18 protein-coding genes and 1 other RNA gene are annotated in these 18,701 nt (G+C 44.7%); 11 read left to right on the forward strand and 8 right to left on the reverse strand.

Annotated elements, in window-relative coordinates; translation table 11 throughout:
- Positions 1-3 precede the first annotated feature (3 nt).
- Together oadA and ACXAFM_RS14495 are read left to right on the forward strand one after the other, a co-directional pair.
- On the forward strand, positions 4-1,818 hold the full coding sequence (gene oadA / locus ACXAFM_RS14490; RefSeq protein WP_474831431.1) for a sodium-extruding oxaloacetate decarboxylase subunit alpha: 1,815 nt from the start codon (positions 4-6) through the stop codon (positions 1,816-1,818).
- Positions 1,819-1,821: 3 nt separating this feature from the next.
- On the forward strand, positions 1,822-2,952 hold the full coding sequence (locus ACXAFM_RS14495; protein ID WP_214993825.1) for a sodium ion-translocating decarboxylase subunit beta: 1,131 nt from the start codon (positions 1,822-1,824) through the stop codon (positions 2,950-2,952).
- A gap of 52 nt (positions 2,953-3,004) precedes the next feature.
- Here ACXAFM_RS14495 and ACXAFM_RS14500 read toward each other — a convergent pair whose 3' ends face one another.
- Genes ACXAFM_RS14500 through pspF form a run of 6 tightly spaced genes read right to left on the reverse strand, consistent with a single transcriptional unit; the run spans position 3,005 to position 9,541 of the window.
- Positions 3,005-3,808 carry an ATP-binding cassette domain-containing protein gene (locus tag ACXAFM_RS14500; protein WP_474831426.1) on the reverse strand — a complete coding sequence of 268 codons (804 nt, stop codon included), beginning with the start codon at positions 3,806-3,808 and terminating at the stop codon, positions 3,005-3,007.
- Complete coding sequence (locus ACXAFM_RS14505; protein ID WP_179982689.1) at positions 3,808-4,803, reverse strand: peptide ABC transporter ATP-binding protein; 996 nt, start codon at positions 4,801-4,803, stop codon at positions 3,808-3,810. The genes ACXAFM_RS14500 and ACXAFM_RS14505 overlap by 1 nt, the downstream gene beginning before the upstream one ends.
- A 1-nt stretch (position 4,804) precedes the next feature.
- Positions 4,805-5,698: an ABC transporter permease subunit gene (locus ACXAFM_RS14510; protein ID WP_474831422.1), complete on the reverse strand. Its 894-nt coding sequence runs from the start codon at positions 5,696-5,698 to the stop codon at positions 4,805-4,807.
- The gene (locus ACXAFM_RS14515; RefSeq protein WP_474831420.1) at positions 5,685-6,716 is read right to left on the reverse strand and encodes an ABC transporter permease subunit; all 1,032 of its coding nucleotides are present in this window, start codon (positions 6,714-6,716) and stop codon (positions 5,685-5,687) included. The genes ACXAFM_RS14510 and ACXAFM_RS14515 overlap by 14 nt, the downstream gene beginning before the upstream one ends.
- Positions 6,713-8,416 carry an ABC transporter substrate-binding protein gene (locus ACXAFM_RS14520; protein ID WP_474835020.1) on the reverse strand — a complete coding sequence of 568 codons (1,704 nt, stop codon included), beginning with the start codon at positions 8,414-8,416 and terminating at the stop codon, positions 6,713-6,715. The genes ACXAFM_RS14515 and ACXAFM_RS14520 overlap by 4 nt, the downstream gene beginning before the upstream one ends.
- A 3-nt stretch (positions 8,417-8,419) precedes the next feature.
- Positions 8,420-9,541, reverse strand: a complete 1,122-nt coding sequence (gene pspF, locus ACXAFM_RS14525) for a phage shock protein operon transcriptional activator (RefSeq protein ID WP_474835022.1) — start codon at positions 9,539-9,541, stop codon at positions 8,420-8,422.
- Between the two features lie 221 nt (positions 9,542-9,762).
- On the opposite strand from pspF, the gene pspA reads away from it, so the two are divergent.
- The 7 genes from pspA to maiA all read left to right on the forward strand — a co-directional run bounded on the left by pspA (position 9,763) and on the right by maiA (position 16,168).
- The gene (gene pspA / locus ACXAFM_RS14530) at positions 9,763-10,446 is read left to right on the forward strand and encodes a phage shock protein PspA (protein WP_474808134.1); all 684 of its coding nucleotides are present in this window, start codon (positions 9,763-9,765) and stop codon (positions 10,444-10,446) included.
- A gap of 75 nt (positions 10,447-10,521) precedes the next feature.
- Positions 10,522-10,761 carry an envelope stress response membrane protein PspB gene (pspB, locus tag ACXAFM_RS14535; RefSeq protein ID WP_025254416.1) on the forward strand — a complete coding sequence of 80 codons (240 nt, stop codon included), beginning with the start codon at positions 10,522-10,524 and terminating at the stop codon, positions 10,759-10,761.
- Positions 10,758-11,204: an envelope stress response membrane protein PspC gene (pspC, locus tag ACXAFM_RS14540; RefSeq protein ID WP_474835024.1), complete on the forward strand. Its 447-nt coding sequence runs from the start codon at positions 10,758-10,760 to the stop codon at positions 11,202-11,204. The genes pspB and pspC overlap by 4 nt, the downstream gene beginning before the upstream one ends.
- A 203-nt stretch (positions 11,205-11,407) precedes the next feature.
- Complete coding sequence (gene phhA / locus ACXAFM_RS14545) at positions 11,408-12,208, forward strand: phenylalanine 4-monooxygenase (protein ID WP_474835026.1); 801 nt, start codon at positions 11,408-11,410, stop codon at positions 12,206-12,208.
- 213 nt (positions 12,209-12,421) lie between these two features.
- Positions 12,422-13,978: a transcriptional regulator TyrR gene (gene tyrR, locus ACXAFM_RS14550; protein ID WP_474835028.1), complete on the forward strand. Its 1,557-nt coding sequence runs from the start codon at positions 12,422-12,424 to the stop codon at positions 13,976-13,978.
- Between the two features lie 348 nt (positions 13,979-14,326).
- Complete coding sequence (locus ACXAFM_RS14555) at positions 14,327-15,337, forward strand: fumarylacetoacetate hydrolase family protein (protein WP_474835030.1); 1,011 nt, start codon at positions 14,327-14,329, stop codon at positions 15,335-15,337.
- Between the two features lie 177 nt (positions 15,338-15,514).
- A complete protein-coding gene (maiA, locus tag ACXAFM_RS14560) occupies positions 15,515-16,168 on the forward strand; it encodes a maleylacetoacetate isomerase (protein WP_474835032.1) in 654 nt (217 codons plus the stop codon).
- Positions 16,169-16,212: 44 nt separating this feature from the next.
- Here maiA and ACXAFM_RS14565 read toward each other — a convergent pair whose 3' ends face one another.
- Positions 16,213-16,680: an Lrp/AsnC family transcriptional regulator gene (locus tag ACXAFM_RS14565; RefSeq protein ID WP_014948689.1), complete on the reverse strand. Its 468-nt coding sequence runs from the start codon at positions 16,678-16,680 to the stop codon at positions 16,213-16,215.
- A 319-nt stretch (positions 16,681-16,999) separates the two neighbouring features.
- Between ACXAFM_RS14565 and ACXAFM_RS14570 the strand changes: the two genes are divergently transcribed.
- Together ACXAFM_RS14570 and ffs are read left to right on the forward strand one after the other, a co-directional pair.
- The gene (locus tag ACXAFM_RS14570) at positions 17,000-18,058 is read left to right on the forward strand and encodes a Glu/Leu/Phe/Val dehydrogenase dimerization domain-containing protein (RefSeq protein WP_474835034.1); all 1,059 of its coding nucleotides are present in this window, start codon (positions 17,000-17,002) and stop codon (positions 18,056-18,058) included.
- 86 nt (positions 18,059-18,144) lie between these two features.
- Positions 18,145-18,241, forward strand: an RNA gene (ffs, locus tag ACXAFM_RS14575) — signal recognition particle sRNA small type.
- A gap of 14 nt (positions 18,242-18,255) precedes the next feature.
- Here ffs and ACXAFM_RS14580 read toward each other — a convergent pair.
- Positions 18,256-18,549, reverse strand: a complete 294-nt coding sequence (locus ACXAFM_RS14580) for a late competence development ComFB family protein (RefSeq protein WP_474831393.1) — start codon at positions 18,547-18,549, stop codon at positions 18,256-18,258.
- Positions 18,550-18,701 lie beyond the last annotated feature (152 nt).

Consider the following 18,701-nt stretch of genomic DNA (forward strand, 5'->3'; position numbering starts at 1 on the left):
ACCATGTCTAAGCCTCTGGCCCTTACCGAGCTGGTCCTGCGTGATGCCCATCAATCGCTTCTTGCTACGCGTATGCGTATTGAGGACATGCTTCCCATTGCTGAAAAGTTAGATAAGGCAGGCTTTTGGTCTGTTGAATCTTGGGGCGGTGCGACCTTTGACGCCTGTATCCGTTACTTGGGAGAAGACCCATGGGAGCGCATTCGTAAGTTAAAGGCAGCCATGCCCAATACCAAACAGCAAATGTTATTGCGTGGTCAAAACTTATTGGGTTATCGCCACTATGCTGACGATGTCGTTACTCGCTTTGTAGAGCGCGCCCACGAAAGCGGTGTAGACGTGTTTAGGATTTTTGATGCCATGAATGACATCAGAAATTTGAAAACTGCTATTAAAGCTACCATAGACAGCGGCGCTCACGCGCAAGGCACGATTTCTTACACAGTAAGTCCTGTGCATAATCTAGAGCTGTGGCTAGATATGGCTAAACAACTTGAAGACCTCGGCGTGCATTCTATCTGTGTAAAAGACATGGCCGGGCTTTTAAAGCCTTATGAATGCGAAGCATTAATTACAGGATTAAAAGAAACCGTCGATGTACCTATCGCTATGCAGTGCCACGCCACTACAGGGTTGAGCACGGCAACTTACCAAAAAGCTATTGATGCCGGTATTGATATGCTCGATACAGCTATCTCATCAATGAGCATGACCTACGGTCACAGCGCAACTGAAACTATGGTTTCAATCGTTGAAGGCACAGAACGCGATACGGGAATATCGCTGCCTGAACTGGAAGACATTGCCAGTTATTTTAGAGAAGTCAGAAAGAAATACAGCAAATTTGAAGGAAGCCTTAAAGGTGTAGATGCACGTATTCTGCTGGCCCAAGTGCCAGGTGGCATGCTAACCAACATGGAAAGTCAGCTAAAAGAGCAGGGTGCTGAAGATAAGTTTGAAGAGGTGTTAAAAGAAATCCCTCGGGTACGTGAAGATCTTGGGTTTATCCCTCTTGTAACGCCCACCTCGCAAATTGTCGGCACGCAGTCGGTGCTTAATGTGCTAACAGGCGAGCGCTATAAGAGCATTACCAAAGAAACGGCTGGTGTACTCAAAGGCGAGTATGGTGCTACTGCGGCTCCAGTAAACAAGAAACTACAAGAGCGTGTGCTAGATGGTGCAGAGCCCGTAACATGCAGACCTGCTGATAACATTGCGCCTGAGCTTGATGCGCTGAGCAAAGAGCTAGATGAACTGGCCGAGAAAAAACAACTTTCGCTGTCAGATGATAAAATTGATGATGTGCTGACTTATGCTCTATTTCCCCAGATCGGCCTTAAGTTTATCGAAAATCGCGGTAATCCTGATGCGTTTGAACCTGCACCGGGCGCTCAAGAGGCTAGTGATACCCTTGCGCCAGAACCAGTTAGCACAGCGTCGAACGCGCAAAGTGCAAGCTCGGCTGAATCATATGATGTAAACGTCGATGGTAAAGTGTATCGCGTAGAAGTGGCACCCTCAGGTACGCTAACAAGCGTTACGCCAGCCAATACGTCTCAACCCCAGCCACAAACTGTTAGCACAGCTTCACCTGCCGCTGCGTCGTCGCAGTCAATTGATGCGCCACTAGCGGGTAACGTATTCAAAGTATTAGTACGAACTGGCGATAGTGTATCTGAAGGCGATGTAGTGATGATCCTCGAAGCCATGAAAATGGAAACAGAGATCCGTTCGGCGTATACCGGTACGGTCACTGACATTTCCGTGGGTGAAGGCGATGCTGTAACTAGCGGTCAACCGTTAATCTTATTGGGGTAGTACATGGATAAGTTAATGGTACTTTGGGATAGTACCGCACTTGCGCATTTTGAAGCAGGCCAGCTCATCATGATGGCGGTAGGCTTCGGTTTACTCTATTTAGCCATTGTTAAGAAGTTTGAGCCACTGCTCTTATTACCCATTGGTTTTGGAGCACTGCTTACGAACATTCCAATTGCTGGTTTTTCAGAAGCGGGTGGCTTACTGCACTACATCTATAAAATTGGCATTGATACAGGCGTCTTCCCATTGCTCATTTTTATGGGAGTAGGCGCAATGACAGACTTCAGCGCGCTTATTGCAAACCCTAGAATGTTGCTGCTTGGCGCAGCCGCACAGTTCGGTATTTTTGCGACCCTATTTGGCGCTATTGCGTTAAACCTTATTCCTGGTTTCGAATTTACGCTAAAAGATGCAAGTGCGATTGCCATTATAGGGGGCGCAGATGGGCCCACGGCTATCTTCCTTGCTTCACGTTTAGCTCCTGACTTACTTGGTGCTATTGCGGTTGCTGCTTATTCTTACATGGCGCTTGTGCCTATTATCCAGCCGCCCATTATGAAAGCGCTGACCACAAAAGAGGAACGCGAAATTAAAATGGGCCAACTTCGGCCTGTATCAAAGCGTGAAAAAATTATCTTTCCACTCGCCGTGTTGTTTATGACCATTTTGTTTTTACCAGCTGCCACGCCGCTCGTGGGTATGTTCTGCTTTGGTAATTTAATGAAAGAATGTGGCGTAGTAGACAGGTTAAGCAAAACAGCCCAAAACGAACTTATCAATACCGTGACCATTTTCCTCGGCTTGGCCGTGGGCTCTAAGCTATCGGCTGAGGCATTCCTTACGGTGGAAACCTTGGGTATTTTGGGCTTGGGCGCCATTGCCTTTGGCATAGGAACCGCTGCTGGCGTGTTAATGGCTAAGTTAATGAGTAAGTTATCGGGTGGTAGTATAAACCCGCTCATTGGTGCTGCGGGCGTTTCTGCCGTACCTATGGCGGCGCGAGTCGTTAATAAGGTTGGCTTAGAAGCAAACCCTCATAACTTCCTGTTGATGCATGCAATGGGGCCTAATGTAGCCGGTGTGTTAGGAAGTGCGGTCGCTGCAGGTATTCTGCTAGCACTGGTTGGCTAACTAGCGTAATGCAAATTTGATATTGAGAGGGCAGTTTACTGCCCTCAGCGCTTTAACGGATTGTATTTTGCGGCACTAACGACTGGTAAGCCGTAACCAGTTTCTTCGTGCGGGTGTGCTGCGGCCACCTGAAAATAGTTTCAGTTTTACCTTCCTCTACAATTTCGCCGCCTTCCATCACCACAATTCTATCGGCAATATGCCGGACAATCCCTAAATTGTGGCTTATAAAGATAAATGCTAAGCCCAGCTCTTGCTGTAGTTGCAGTATTAGGTTCACAGTCTGCGAGCGAATAGTAGGGTCTAATGCAGCAAAGGGTTCATCTGCAACAAGCACTTTGGGTTTTAGTACTATAGCCCTAGCTAATGCCACGCGCTGCTGTTGGCCGTCAGAAAGCATGTGCCGGTAAAAATAATAATGCTCGCGTAGTAACCCTACTTTTACCAACATATCTTCGATAATAGGCTTGCGCTCGGCTTCGCTAAGACCCGTATTCAAACGCAAAGGTTCGTCTAGGATTTTGCCTACCGGAACCGATGGGTTCATCGATTCCGCACTGTGTTGCAGAATCATTCGAATGTCGTGGGTCCGCTTGCGTTGGCCGTCTTTCGACTGGTACTTGGCTAAATACTTGTGAGTGTTTATTTCAATTTCACCCGCATCGGCAGGTAGGGCGCCAACTAATAATTTAGCAAGAAGGGATTTACCCGAACGGTTTTCCCCTATGATGGCAATAGTTTCACCGCGTTTAACGTTCATATTCACCGGGCCGAGTTGAAACACCTCAGGTCGCTTTAACCAGCGCTTCTTTTCGTTATGTATAAACGTAAGATCTTTTACCTGCAAAATATCCATCACAGCTTCTCCATATGAAGAGGATAATGACAGCTGTAGCTATGATCGTGAATTTTTCGTACGGCTGGCGTTTGTACACATGCGCGCTGAGCCCGTGGACAGCGTGGCCCTAATCGGCAGCCAATAGGCAAATGTTGCAGCGTTGGTATAGAGCCGCTTAACGTTGGTAATGCAGACTTAGGCGGTAAGTCTTTTCTGAAGCTTGGCGCACTGTCTAATAGCGCTTTAGTGTACGGGTGAAGAGGGCGCTTCTTAATGTGCTTCATCTTTCCCGATTCCACAGTCTGCCCGGCGTAAAGCACTGTCATTGAATGTGACATACTCGCAATGGCAAGCAAATCATGGCTGACAAACAAAATCGATAGGGAGCGAGTTTGATTAAGACGTGTAAAGAGTTTTAGGATCTGCGTCTTGGTTGTGGGCTCCATGCCTCGGGTGGGATCATCTGCGATAAGTAATTTGGGTTGAGACACCAGCGCCATTGCTATCATGAACTTTTGCCCAATATCAGCGGGAATTTGGTGAGGGAATGCACTTAGGTAATGCTTGTGGTGCTTTATCCCCACTTTGTGTACAGTGCTTATGGCTATTTTTTTTCTGTGCTGCGCACGTTGCCAAAACCAGCTTCCTTCAACAAATTCATCAGGAATACTTTCTTCAAGCTGTTCACCAAGCGTGGCCGACGGGTCAAGCGCCGCTTGCGGGTTTTGAAAAACCACTGCGATTTCACGACGCATCACTTCGCGACGTTGTTGAACCGACATACCTAGTAGGTTTTCTCCATTCCAGCTCATACGGTCGGCGGTTAAATTCCACTGATTTGGCAGCGCTCCACAGATTGCCGATACAATAAGACTCTTACCAGAACCCGATTCGCCCACAAGTGCACGGATCTCGCCTGAACTCACTGACAAATTTACTTTATCCAACGCTTTTATAGTGCTGTCACCGTTCTGCATTTCTAAGGTGAGGTTTTTGATATCAAGCATCGGCATATTAGTGACTCACTCTTTTTCTTAGTGAAGAACGCAAGCCGTCACCCACGATATTGATGGACAATACAACAAAAAATATTGCCATACCGGGAACCGCTACGTTCCAAGGTGCTAAATAAGTAACGTCTAGTCCGTCGGCGAGAATTACACCTAATTCGGGTAACGGTGATTGTGCGCCCAAGTTTAAGAAGCCAAGAGCCGAAATATCTATAACCGCGATTGAAAGGGCCAGCGTTCCTTGAACCACAAGCATTTCTGTCATATTCGGTAAGATAGAATGAACGAAAAGCTGCCACTTACTTGCCCCATCAAGCGTTGACGCAACAATGTAGTCTTTTTTCATTTCTGCGCGCACGAAACTTCGCGTGTGATGCACAAACTGGGGAATAAGCGCTAGGGTAATGGCCCACATACTATTAACTAAGCCCGTACCCAATATTGCAACTATGATAATAGCAATCAGAAGAGTAGGGATAGCCATTAGTGCATCAAGTAAATGATTAGCGACGCTTGAGCGAACCCCGCGCAACATCCCGGCCAGCGTACCTAAACTCACGCCAACTAACATAGCCAGTACCACTGTAATGAATGCCGACCCCAGTGTTGTCCTACAACCATAAATGATACGGGTAAATAAGTCTCTTCCAAGCGCGTCTGTGCCGAATAAATGGGAAATAGAACCATTCGCTAGCCAACTAGGCGGAATTAACAACCCGTCAATGTTCTGTTCTACAGCGTCATAAGGTGTGATGAGAGGGGCGAATAAGGCGCACACCACGAATAGCGCAAGCATTATTAGACCTAGCATAGAAATGTGACTGGCCTTGAACGAAGCCCAGGTCCGTTGCCAAGGGGATGGATGAAACTCTTCTTCGTACAAACTAAACTGTGGCACGCTCGTATTTCTCTCTACTTGGGTCAATCATACGGTTTAATACATCGACTAAAATTGTCAGGGTAATCACTACCGTTGATACCGCCATCATGCCAATACGCAAAGCGGGGTAATCTCGTTGATAGATGGCTTGAATCAGCCAGTTGCCGATTCCAGGCCATGAAAACAAGATTTCAACAATCATTGCATTGGTTATAAGCGTCGTAATCTGAATTGCCATCAGTGGCAAAATGGGGAGTAGTGCATTACGGAGTATATGGCGAAAAAATATTTGCCAACTAGAAAGGCCGCGTGACTGGGCTGCAGCAATATACGGACGATGTTTTACATCTATAACTGAGCGCCGGGTTATGCGAATCATTGAAGCAGTGGTTATGGCGCCAATAGCAAATGTGGGTAACGCTAAGTGCGACAGTGCATCTTTAAATGCCAAGGCTTTGTTTTCGTTATCTGACAATAAAACGTCTATCAGAATAAAGCCTGTGACAGGCTCTATGTCGTAAATTAGACTTATTCGACCAGATAGTGGAGCCACGTCCAATTCCAAACTGAAGATAAGAATAAGCAGCAGTGCGAACCAGAAAACGGGGAAAGAATAAGTAGTAATGCTTGCACTATTTATTAAGTGGTCAGATGTTGAGTAACAGCGAATGCCGGCAAAGTAGCCTAAGGGAATGCCGACAAATAAGGCCATCAGCATTGCATACGTAGCCAGTTCCATTGTGGCAGGCATTGCAATCGCCACTTCTTCTCTTAAGGGGAGACCAGACGTGAAGCTATAGCCCCAATCACCGGTCAGCAAATTACCTACATAGTATAAAAACTGAAATATATAAGACTGGTCTAACTTAAATTGTTGCTCAAGCGCTGCGCGCTGCATCTCATTTTGTGGCACAAGCCCGGTTAAGTTTTCTAACGTATCACCCGGAAAAAGGTAGGCGAGCGAGAACGAAATAATCGTTAACACGAGTAGCGTTAATACAAATAAAGTGCAGTATCTCAGGAGAATTTGGATCACAGTTTTTTCTCTACCCCGCCAAAACGCACGCCGCCAAAGGGGTTAATAGCCATGCCTTTTAACTCATTCCTGTATGCCTGGTAGCGATAGGCATGCGCAATGGGTACTACAGGAAGACGTTCGTATAGTAGCCTATTTACTTGCTTGTAAATAGCTGATCTCTCTTCAATATCATCTGTTTGAAGCGCTTCGTTGAGTAGCTTGTCATAATCACTATTACACCACATCGCTCGGTTTGTTCCTGATGGGATTGCCCCGCAGCTCAATAGCGGGCGATAGAAGTTATCTGGGTCACCATTATCGGCAGACCACCCTATGAGTACAGAGTCATGCAAGCCTTCTTGTAGATGGCGCCTAAATGTAGCCCAGTCGTAACTTACAATAGTTGCTTCTACACCTACATCGCGAAGATATCGCTGAATTAGCTCTGCCATTTTTGTCGCGTTGGGGTTGTAAGCGCGTTCGACCGGCATTGCCCAGATTGTCATTGAAAATCCGGAGGCTATCCCGGCATCAGCCAGTAATTTTCGCGCTAAAACAGGGTTGTAAGCCGTGTCATCGGCATCATTTTGAAATGCCCAGCTCGCCGCAGGTAGCAGGGTTTTAGCCCGTGTTGCACTGTCGAAATAAACCGCCTCTAGCAAAGTGTTTTTATCAATAGCTGCGGCGAGCGCTCGCCTTACATCGGGGTTGTCAAACGGCGGGCGCTGAGTATTAAAGGCCCAAAAGCCTACATTTAGCCCTGGTTTTTCCGCTAATGTCAGATCGTCTTCTGTTCGAATCACTTCCAGTTCCGTTTGTGCCGGGAATGCAGTTGCATCACATTCCCCAGTCATCAGCTTAGCTAGTCGTAATGAACTTCTTGGAGTGATGTCAAAAATGAGCTGCTCAACTAAGGGCGTTTCTAGCTTTTTTTGTTGGCTTAAACTTTGTAGCTCTGATGTTATGTTGCTATCGCTGTTGTCACCTTCTCCAAATGACTGTGTGCGCCAATAGTTGTCATGGCGTAAATATTTAATAAAGTGGTCTTTGCGATAGCTGTTGAATTTAAACGGTCCTGTGCCAACGGGAAGTTCATCAATTTTGCTAGGTGTTCCAGCTTCAGCAAGTTGTTCGGCATACTCTTCTGACAGAATAACGGCGAAGTCTGTGGCTAAATTAGACAAAAATGAGCTGTCACGACGCTTAAGCGTAATTTCAACGCGATAGCCGTTTACCCGTTCAACTGACGCAATATTTTGAGCAAGACCAATACTTTCAAAATACGGATAACGCCCACCCGACACATAATGGTAGGGATGCGAACGCAAACGCCATCGGTTGATGCTAAAAATAACATCGTCTGCGTTGAAGTTTCGTGTTGGCTTGAAATAGTCCGTTGTGTGAAACCAAACATCTTTGCGAAGTTGAAATGCGTAGGTGAGCCCGTCATCACTAACTAGCCAGCTACTAGCAAGACTCGGCACAATGCGACCAGAATCGGGGTCGAAATCAAGTAGTCTATCGTACAGTTGGTGAGATGATGCATCAGAGGTTGTGCTCGATGTATCAAGCTGCGGATTAAAAGTTACTGGGTTGCTTTCAGAACAATAAATAATACCCGTATTATAAAACGCTTGTTTATTCTGTTTAGCACAGGATGCAACAAGAAGCGCTGTACATAAACATAATGACAAACGCTCCACCAAACCATGGGACATGCTCTACGCCTCGACGTTTTCAGCGGAAGAATCTAGTAAGTTATATTTTTTGAGATAGCCTCGCAGCTGATGATAAGTCAGGCTCAATTTTTCAGCGGTTTTCTTTTGATTAAACTGACTGTCAGCAAGTGCCTGTTTTATCATATCTATCTCATGTTGTTGAGAGCGTTCTTTCAAATCTATGGGATATTCGACAATTTCCTGCTTTTTAGCAGGGGGAAGTGGTGTAACGTCAGCACTTTCAATACGTTCATTTACCATTGGCGTGTCTGATTGCTTAACATGGTTAGGCGAATCTGTAGCGCTCACTCTGTCATTTGTTTTAACTCTACCTTTCGGACGGTAGGCTGACTCGAAGGGGTCTAACACTATTTCATGGACGGGGAGGTGGGGGTTATTCGTTCTGTATACTGCACGTTCGACCACATTTTTAAGCTCACGGATATTACCAGGCCAATCATAATCAAGCAGAGTGCGTTTTGCTTTTTCAGTGAAGCCGCTAAACAATTCCATTTCCATTTCACGGGCCATATTAATAGCGAAGTTTTCAGCTAACATCATGATATCTTCTCGACGCTCGCGAAGGGGCGGGATGGTGATAACGTCAAAAGCAAGACGGTCGAGAAGGTCTGCGCGAAATTCACCGGCATCGGCAAGAGCTGGCAAGTCTTCATTGGTAGCTGCGATAAGGCGTACATCGGTTTTTACTGACTTACTGCCACCTACGCGCTCAAATTCACCATACTCCACTACCCGCAGTAGCTTTTCCTGAATAAGACCCGATGTGTTAGCGAGTTCGTCAAGGAATAGGGTTCCGTTGTGCGCCACTTCAAAGCGACCTTCGCGACGTTTCGAAGCGCCAGTAAAGGATCCGGCTTCATAACCGAAAAGCTCACTTTCTAACAAGCTTTCACTTAGCGCTGCACAATTTAACTTAATATAGTTTTGATCCCAGCGCTTTGATAAGAAGTGCAGGCGCGCAGCAATCAGCTCTTTACCAGTGCCTCGTTCGCCAATGACGAGAACGGGTTTGTCTAGCGGTGCAATCTGTGAAATTTGCTCTAAAACTTCTAGAAAACTATTTGCTTGGCCAAGTAAATTGTCTTGCTGTCGATACCTACTCATTAAATCCCTCAAAAATTAGTCATTTCGACCAATTAATAGTGTAGAACAAAAGATATTGATAAACGAGTATTATTTGAGCGCATGGAAAATCTATATAAAATAATAGGTTAGCATATGAACAAAGTTGGCAAGTATATTGAATGCTACCTATACCAAGAGTAACCTATTTATCAAGTGTGGTGTTTTCTAACACTTACCATTTTTAGCAAGAGGTAATTATTATGGGTATCTTCTCGCGTTTTACAGATATTGTGAATTCGAATATTAATGCGATTTTAGACAAAGCCGAAGATCCTGAGAAAATGGTTAGATTAATCATTCAGGAAATGGAAGACACGTTGGTTGAGGTGCGCTCTGCATCTGCAAAGACGCTAGCCAATAAAAAGGAAATTGCTAATCAAATTGCAAAGTATGAAAGCGATGCAAATGATTGGGAAGCAAAAGCAGAACTTGCGTTAAGCAAAGATAGAGAAGACTTGGCGCGCGCTGCGCTGCAAGAAAAGAAAAAGTCTGCAGAAGCTGCAGAAGCGCTAAGTAAAGAATTGGCCGTTGTTGAAGAACAAATCAGCAAGCTTCAGGATGAAATTGGTCAGCTTCAAGAAAAGCTTGCCGATGCTAAGAGCCGTCAGAAAGCCATTATTATGCGTCAGAAAACCGCAAGCTCTCGTCTAGAAGTCAAAAAGACGCTGGATAGTACGAAAGTAGATAATGCAATGGGGCGCTTTGAGCAATACGAGCGTAAAATCGATGACCTTGAATCACAGGTAGAAGCTTATGATTTGGGTAAAAAGACGCTGCAAGATGAGTTTGCAGAGCTAGAAGCCAGTGACAAAGTGGAAGACGAACTAGCTGCGCTTAAAGCCAAGGTAAAAGGTGCAAATAAAAGCACTGAAAAATCAGAATAATAAAAATAAGGTATACCCTCTTGATGGAAAACCGTGAAGAGGGTAGTTACATCAGAGTTTGTAGGAGACATTGAGATGGACGAAGGTACAATTGCAGTGTTGGTTATGCCCCTTGTGGTGTTCTCAATATTTGTTGCTCCCATTTGGCTAATTTTACACTATCGAAGCAAAAAGCAGGTCAATCAAGGATTGAGTGTTGAGGAGCACGCCTCTTTACAAGATCTTGCTGAAAAGGCAGAAAAAATGAGTGAGCGTATTGAAACATTAGAGGCCATTCTAGATAGTGAGGCGCCAGAGTGGAGGAATAGAGCATGAGAAATGGTAAGCAGCTCTATCGCAACCCCGAAAATGCACGCATTGCAGGTGTGTGTTCAGGTATAGCCGAATACTTTGGGTTGGAAACCTGGTTAGTGAGAATCTTAGTCGTTACCGGTTTCTTTTTACTTGCAGGTCCGTTTATCTTTGTCGCCTACATAGCCGCTTGGTTCATTTTAGATAAGAAGCCTGCTGGCCTTGATGATAAGCCTACAAGACCGGTTTTTTCAAAAGGTAAAGGCTGGACGAATCCAAACGCTGGACAGGTAAAAAGCCCTAAAGTTGAGGTGAAAACCAAAGTTTGGCAGGCTGGAGAGCCACCTAAACAGGCGTTTCACGATATTCGCAATCGCTTTGAAAAAGCAGAAGTTCGTCTACGTAAAATGGAAACCTATGTGACGTCTCGTGAATATCAGCTAAATAAAGAAATTAGCCGTCTATAGCTGGCCTTACAGCTCACAAGAATCTAAAAGAAAGCCGCTCGCAATGGGCGGCTTTTTATTATCTAAATCAAGCGCTTTAGTTGCCTATGTAAAATTCCTGTTACAGCAAATATGAAGTTGTCATGAGGTCATCCACTTTTCGGCGCCGTGAATTTCATTAGACTAAAAGGTAAGTTATTTCACACCTATTGGTTACAGAAGTTATGCCAAAATCAACGCAATACCAGTCGAGAGAATCTGATGAAAATGGCATTATTCATTGGTCAGATGAAGAAAACCAAATTTGGTCGGAGCTTTATGCGAGACAAATTCCACTGGTAAAAGAAAGAGCGTGCCAAGAATATTTGGACGGGCTTGATTTGTTGAAATTGAACGAAAAAGAAATTCCTCAGTTGCCAGACATCAACAAAGTTCTGATGAAGAAAACGGGGTGGCAAACTGCTGAAGTGCCTGCGCTAATAAATTTTGGTGAATTTTTTAGGTTGCTGGCAAACAAGCAATTTCCTGTCGCTACTTTTATTCGTACTCGAGAAGAGTTTGATTATCTTCAAGAGCCCGATATTTTTCATGAGGTATTTGGACACTGCCCGCTTTTAACAAATCCAGCTTTTGCCCACTTTACCCACACATATGGAAAGTTGGGTTTAGCGGCAAGTAAGGAAGACCGAGTTTACTTAGCACGTCTTTATTGGTTCACGGTAGAATTCGGACTAGTGCGAGCCAAAGATAAGTTAAAAATATATGGCGGCGGTATCTTGTCCTCACCTGGCGAAACTATTTACGCGTTAGATAGCGACACGCCATTGCGCAATCCACTAACTGCTATTGATGCTCTGCGTACGCCTTATCGTATCGATATCATGCAGCCTCTTTACTATATTCTGCCGGAATTCGACCATTTGTTCGAATTGGCCGAAATGGACATTATGGCGCTAGTGGAAAAAGCTAAATCCTTAGGGTTGTTTTCCCCACTTTTCCCACCGAAAGAGAAAAAAGCGAGCTAGCGCTATTGTTAATTAAATGTGTTTTATATAGGATGCCGCGGATTGATGCGGCATTTTTTATTTCTGCGGCCTAGTCCTTTTACTTCGTGCTGTTTACGTCTTTAAAGTAATCGCTTATCGCAAATTTAAAGTTCTGTAACATTTATCTTGTTATCTTTTTGTAAAAGTGTGATATCCTGTACATATATGTTTACAATAAAGCCATAACACCCTATGCGTCTAGAAATAAGCTGTCAGGACCGTCTTGGGATCACTCAAGATGTATTAGATATCCTCGTTACCAAAGAAATAGATTTGCGTGGTATTGAAATTGATCCCGCAGGTAAAATTTTCCTTAATTTTCCCAATATTGAGTTTGCTGATTTTCAGCACCTTATGCCTCAGATACGTCGCATCGACGGCATCGATGATGTAAAAACAACCTTATTCATGCCGGGGGAGCGAGAGAAGAATCAACTCTCTGCCATTTTGCGAACTTTGCCTGATCCTGTTTTCTCAATAGATGCTAAGGGAAATATTTTACTGTGTAACGAAGCGGTAAGTGCAGGGCTTGAAATGCCAAGCAATGAAATTGTTGGTACTGAGGTCAGTGAAGTTGTTAAAGGTTTCAACTTTACTAAATGGATGGATGGGAAGTCACCGGGCCCACAATCGTCAAAAGTGAAGTTTATTCAGCAGGATTATCTTGCCGATATGCTGCCAATCACCGTACCCGATGGCGAGCAAAATATGATCATGGCAGGTGCCGTGGTGATATTAAAATCGGAAATGCGCCTTGGCCAACAGTTTACTGCTTTCCACCAGTCGCCTACCGATAGTTTCGATCGGTTTGTCACTCAATCACCTTTTATGAAGCGAGTGGTTCACGAAGCCAAGCGAATAGCCGACCTAGATGCGCCTATTTTAATTTTTGGCGAGACAGGCACGGGTAAAGAGATGATTGCCAGGGCGTGTCATCAGTCCAGCCGCCGTAGCGAAGGTGCATTTTTAGCACTAAATTGTGCATCGCTACCCGACAGCGTGGCGGAAACTGAACTGTTTGGTTACGCTGCTGGTGCGTTTAACCAGCCAAGCGCTAAGGTTGGGCTATTAGAACAGGCAAAAGGCGGTACGCTTTTACTTGATGAAATAGCCGATATGTCTTCACAACTTCAGGCCAAATTGCTTCGGGTTTTAGAGGACGGTGAATTTAGACGCGTGGGAGACTCGGAACCGGTTAAAGTCGACGTGCGATTTATTTGTACTACGTGCCGAGACTTAGGTCAGCTGGTGGAAGAGGGACGATTTAGAAAAGAGCTGTATTATCGCCTAAACGTGTTGAGCTTAGTAATGCCGTCTTTGAAAGACAGAAGGCAGGACATAGTACCTCTAGCCGAATCCTTTATTGTACAGCACAGTACTAAACTGGGCCGCCGTCCCGCAAAACTAAGCAAGTCTTGTGTAGATTTTCTACAGCAGTATCCATGGCCTGGCAATGTAAGACAGCTTCAAAATGCCCTTTACCGCGCATTATCATTGCTAGATGGGAAGGAAATTACTAAAGAAGATATTCAACTGCCAAGCTGTGCTCCTAGTGTTACCTATATAGATGAGAACTTCGAGGGAACACTAGATGAGGAAGTGAAGAAGTTTGAGAAGGACCTGCTGAAGCGCTTATACCCTTCCTATCCAAGTACTCGTCAATTAGCGAAAAAGCTAGGATTGAGCCATACTGCCATCGCCAATAAGTTGCGAGAGTATGGCATCAACAAAGCGACTGTTAAACTATAACAAACTAAAAAGTATTGCCCTTTGGTTCACGCATAATTGCAAAGGGCAATACGGTTTGAACCTTTCTAGTAACCCTATGCATCCGTTACGATTAATTTACATTGCTTGCAGAGCAGACTATCCGCGCCTTTCGTTACCGATTAACAACTTTGTGCGTACACCCTTTCTTACAGCCAAACAAAACTTCGTAGCTCAAACACTTCTCAAGTTGTACCAACTAGTGGCATAACAGTATTCACATAATGCTTACAATCTGCTGGCGCTTTAAGACTACTCTCATTTCAAATTATACAAATCGAGAGCTTAGGCAAATGGGCCAAGCAAAAGAGATATGTCGAGGAACGAACAATGAAACTAGCGACCTATAAAAATGAAACCCGCGATGGCTGCCTGATGGTAGTGTCAAAAGATCTTTCTCGCGCTTGCAGTGCAAAGGACATTGCAAAAACAATGCAGCACGCACTGGATAATTGGAAAGAGATAGCGCCTCAGCTTCAAATGAAATACCAAGCACTTAATGACGACACCTGTGAAAGCGTTCCGTTCGACGCTTCTCACTGCGAGTCTCCTTTACCACGTGCGTATCAATGGGCTGACGGTAGTGCTTACGTAAACCACGTTGAATTGGTAAGAAAGGCACGAAATGCAGAAATGCCCGAAAGTTTTTGGACCGATCCTCTCATGTATCAAGGTGGTTCAGACGATTTTATTGGGCCTTTTGATGACATTATTCTGCCAAGTGACGACTGGGGGATTGATTTTGAAGGCGAAGTTGCCGTTGTTACCGATGATGTGCCGATGGCATGTTCACCAGAACAAGCCTCAGAGCGCATTCGCCTTATTATGCTGGTTAACGATGTATCCCTCCGGGGCTTAATTCCTGGTGAATTAGCAAAGGGATTTGGTTTCTTTCAATCTAAACCTGCTTCTAGCTTCTCGCCAGTTGCGGTAACTCCAGACGAGTTAGGTGATGCTTGGAAAGATAATAAAATTCATCTGCCGCTACGTTCAACCTATAACGGAGAATTGTTCGGCAAGCCCGAAGCGGGACAAGATATGACCTTCGATTTTGGTCAGCTAGTTGCACACGCTGCAAAGAGCAGAAATTTAGGCGCAGGAGCAATTATTGGCTCTGGTACGGTGTCAAATAAGCAAGGTACCGATTATGGTTCGGCTATTTCTGAAGGTGGGGTAGGTTACTCATGCATTGCCGAAGTACGTATGATTGAAACGATACGGGATGGCAAACCTTCTACGCCTTTCATGCAGTTTGGTGACCGTATTCGAATTGAGATGCTAGATACAGAGGGTAACTCAGTATTCGGTGCTATCGAGCAGCAGGTGAAACCACTGAGCTAGAGATTTAGTAGCGATTTAGTGGTGGGAGCGGCAACGATCTTTTTGTTCACAGAGCTGGCCTTTATTAATCGTGCTGGTCGTTGTTTCCGACACTATTATTGATAGTAGAGAAAGCGCTAATGCGTAACGACAACCAGCGCTTTCTTTAGCTATATGTTTGACTGATGGAGTATTACCATGAGCATCAAGCTTTACGGTTATTGGCGTTCAACCGCCACGTATCGAACACGAATTGCACTTAATTTAAAAGGTGTTGAGTACGAGTATGTGCCAGTGCATCTTGTCAATAACGGCGGGGAGCAGCATAGCGGTGAGTATTCGCGGCTGAACCCCGCACACCTTGTCCCCACTTTTGTTGATGAAGACGAAGATATCATTCTTAATCAATCGCTAGCTATTATTGAATATCTCGATGAGAGATACGAAAGTGAGCACAGGCTAGTGCCAGAGCACTTAACAGAGCGTGCTAGAGTAAGAGCGTTAGCGCAAGATATCGCCTGCGATATCCAGCCCATAGGTAACCTTCGAGTACTAAATGCGCTTAAAGGTAATTTTGAGGCCTCTCAAGATGATGTGGCTAAGTGGGCTGCGCATTGGATTACATTGGGGTTTGATGGAATTGAACAACGCCTACAAACCCAAGCAGGCAAGTATTGTTTCGACTTTGACGTTACCCTTGCTGATATTTGTTTAGTACCGCAAGTGTACAACGCACAGCGCTTTAATGTGGATATGAGCCGCTACCCGCTAATCAGTAAAATTGCGAACAACTGTAATGAGTTGAATGCATTTGAGCAGGCGAGACCTGAGAATCAAACCGACGCGCTTTGAATGGTATGGGGTCAGAGTCGTGACTCTGACCCCATAACTTTTTACTACTGACGTTTTATTGGTAGCTCTGTGGTGTTTTTCACTTGCTTCAATGCGAAGGTTGAACTTAAGTGGTCCACAAGAGGAAGGTGGGTCAATTTCGTTTTAAGTAAAAATTCGTATTCTTCAATACTTTCCACTATCACTTTCAGCAAATAGTCTTTTTCACCGCTTGTGGTGTGGCACTCTACTATTTCATCAATGTTTTGAACCGCATTTTCAAAGTCGGTCAGCGAGTCACCGTCATGGTTTTTGAGCGTGACATAGATAAAAACTGATACACCTAAATTAAGCTTCTTACTGTTTAGCAGAGTAACTTTACCTAGGATAATTCCATCGGCTTCCATTCTCTTTACGCGACGCCAACATGGTGTATGCGACAAACCAACACGTTGACTTAAATCTGCCATTGATACCGTGGCGTCTTGCTGAAGCACGCGCAAAATTTCACGGTCAAACTTATCCAATTTCATTAACACTGTTTCCGTCGTCTTTATGATGTTTATTATATATCAAAAAAAATTCTAGGATAGCTATCCTAGAAAAATAGTATTCAATTCTATTGCGTTTCAGTTTGTAAAATTCATTAACAAACTTTGCAAGGCATGTCCTCAGAACTATCAGATACACTTTTCAAAATGTCGATGATCTTTGCAGTACCGCCGCTAGGCCAATAAGTGTATCGCAAATCGTTATCAGACTCTCACATCATTCCAAATGAGCGCCGTTTAGAATTCGTGACAGCTCAGACTTGGATAAGTTTTAACTCATCACAGTATTAATAGGGAAAATATGTCAGTTTTTGATCACCCAGAGTTCGATAAACACGAACACGTTGCGTTTTATCACGACGAAAAAGCGGGCTTGAGTGCCATTATTGCTGTACACAACACTAACCTCGGCCCAGCCCTTGGCGGCTGCCGTATGTGGCCCTATGTAAACAGTGGTGAGGCGTTAACCGACGTATTGAGACTATCTAAAGGGATGACATATAAAGCTGCAATGGCAAATTTAGAACTTGGCGGTGGCAAGTCGGTAATAATCGGTGACCCTCGAAAAGCAAAATCGCCGGAAATGATGAAAGCGATGGGTAAATTTGTCGAGTCACTGGGTGGAAAATACTTCACCGCTGAAGACTCGGGTATTTCGGTAACAGATTTACAAACCATGGCAACTGAGTCTGATTACATAGCGGGGGTCAAAGCACAGTATCACTATGCGGGTGAAGTGCCTGATGGAAACCCAGCACCATCCACGGCATATGGTGTTTTTGTTGGTTTAAAGGCTACCGTGGAATATGGTTTGAAGCGCAGCTTGGATGGAGTCAGCGTGGCTATTCAAGGAATGGGGCACGTAGGCTATCGTCTTGCTAAGCATTTACATGAACATGGCGCCAAACTTTACGTGGCAGATATTTATCCTGAAGGCGTAGAGAAAGCGGTGGCCGAGTTTGGCGCAACTGCGGTAGCGCCAGAGGAAATTTTAAGTTTAGATGTGGATGTACTTGCTCCTTGTGCATTAGGTGCTGCAATAAATGACCAAACGCTACCGGCAATTAAAGCTAAAGTGATTGCAGGCGCAGCTAACAACCAGCTTGCCCGTGAAGACATCGGAGAGCTGCTTCAACAGCGCGGCATATTGTATGCGCCAGATTATGTGATCAATGCAGGCGGTGTTATTGATATCTTCCATCAGCGTATGGAATCGAGTTCGAACGAAGCATTACGCGCACATATTGAACAAATTGGCGAAACGCTGAAAGAAATTTATACCCGCGCTGAGCAAGAGGGGGCGGCGACTAACCGTGTCGCAAACGTAATTGCAGAAGAGAGATTTTCTATAAAGGGTTGAAAACTCAAAGCCAAATAGTCATAATGCGCCCCGCACTCAGGCAGGGGCGAATGACTTTGCTTTGAATGCGATTTTCTATGGTGGGCTTTTGGTCCTCCCGCAATGATACTCTGTGAACCCGGTCAGGCCTGGAAGGGAGCAGCCGCAGCAGACGACTCATGTGCCGGGATGTGGCTGGAGGCCCGCCACCCAACTATTCACTCAGCTTCTTCTATTTTGTCTTTTTTGCTTTTTTCAGTTTCATCTAAGTATTTCAACCCCTTGCTTATTGCGTGCTCAACATTCATTTCCATTTGATTGCGTTCACTTTGCGGCAGATAAAATGCCATGTCGACCTCATATCGAATATAGCGAGGTGGAACCTGATTTAACGCAAGGCAGCATAAGTCTGCCAAATAGTCGGGACTTTTAGTTTTATCAAGCCCAAGCTTACTTATCCTTTCTAGTACAAGATGTTCATAATAGTTGTGAATATCATCATCTAGTTTCACCTTCGTTCCCCTTATAATTTTTGTAAGCATGTTGCTTTAGTGGTTTGAATAGTATGTGAGCAATAAGTTGCACAAAGCGCCTCTAGCTTAAAAGCATCTATAGCTTATACAAACCCTTCAAGTTTGGAATGGATACATTCGTTTACGCCCAC

Source organism: Alteromonas sp. ABD4_190 (assembly GCF_056160105.1).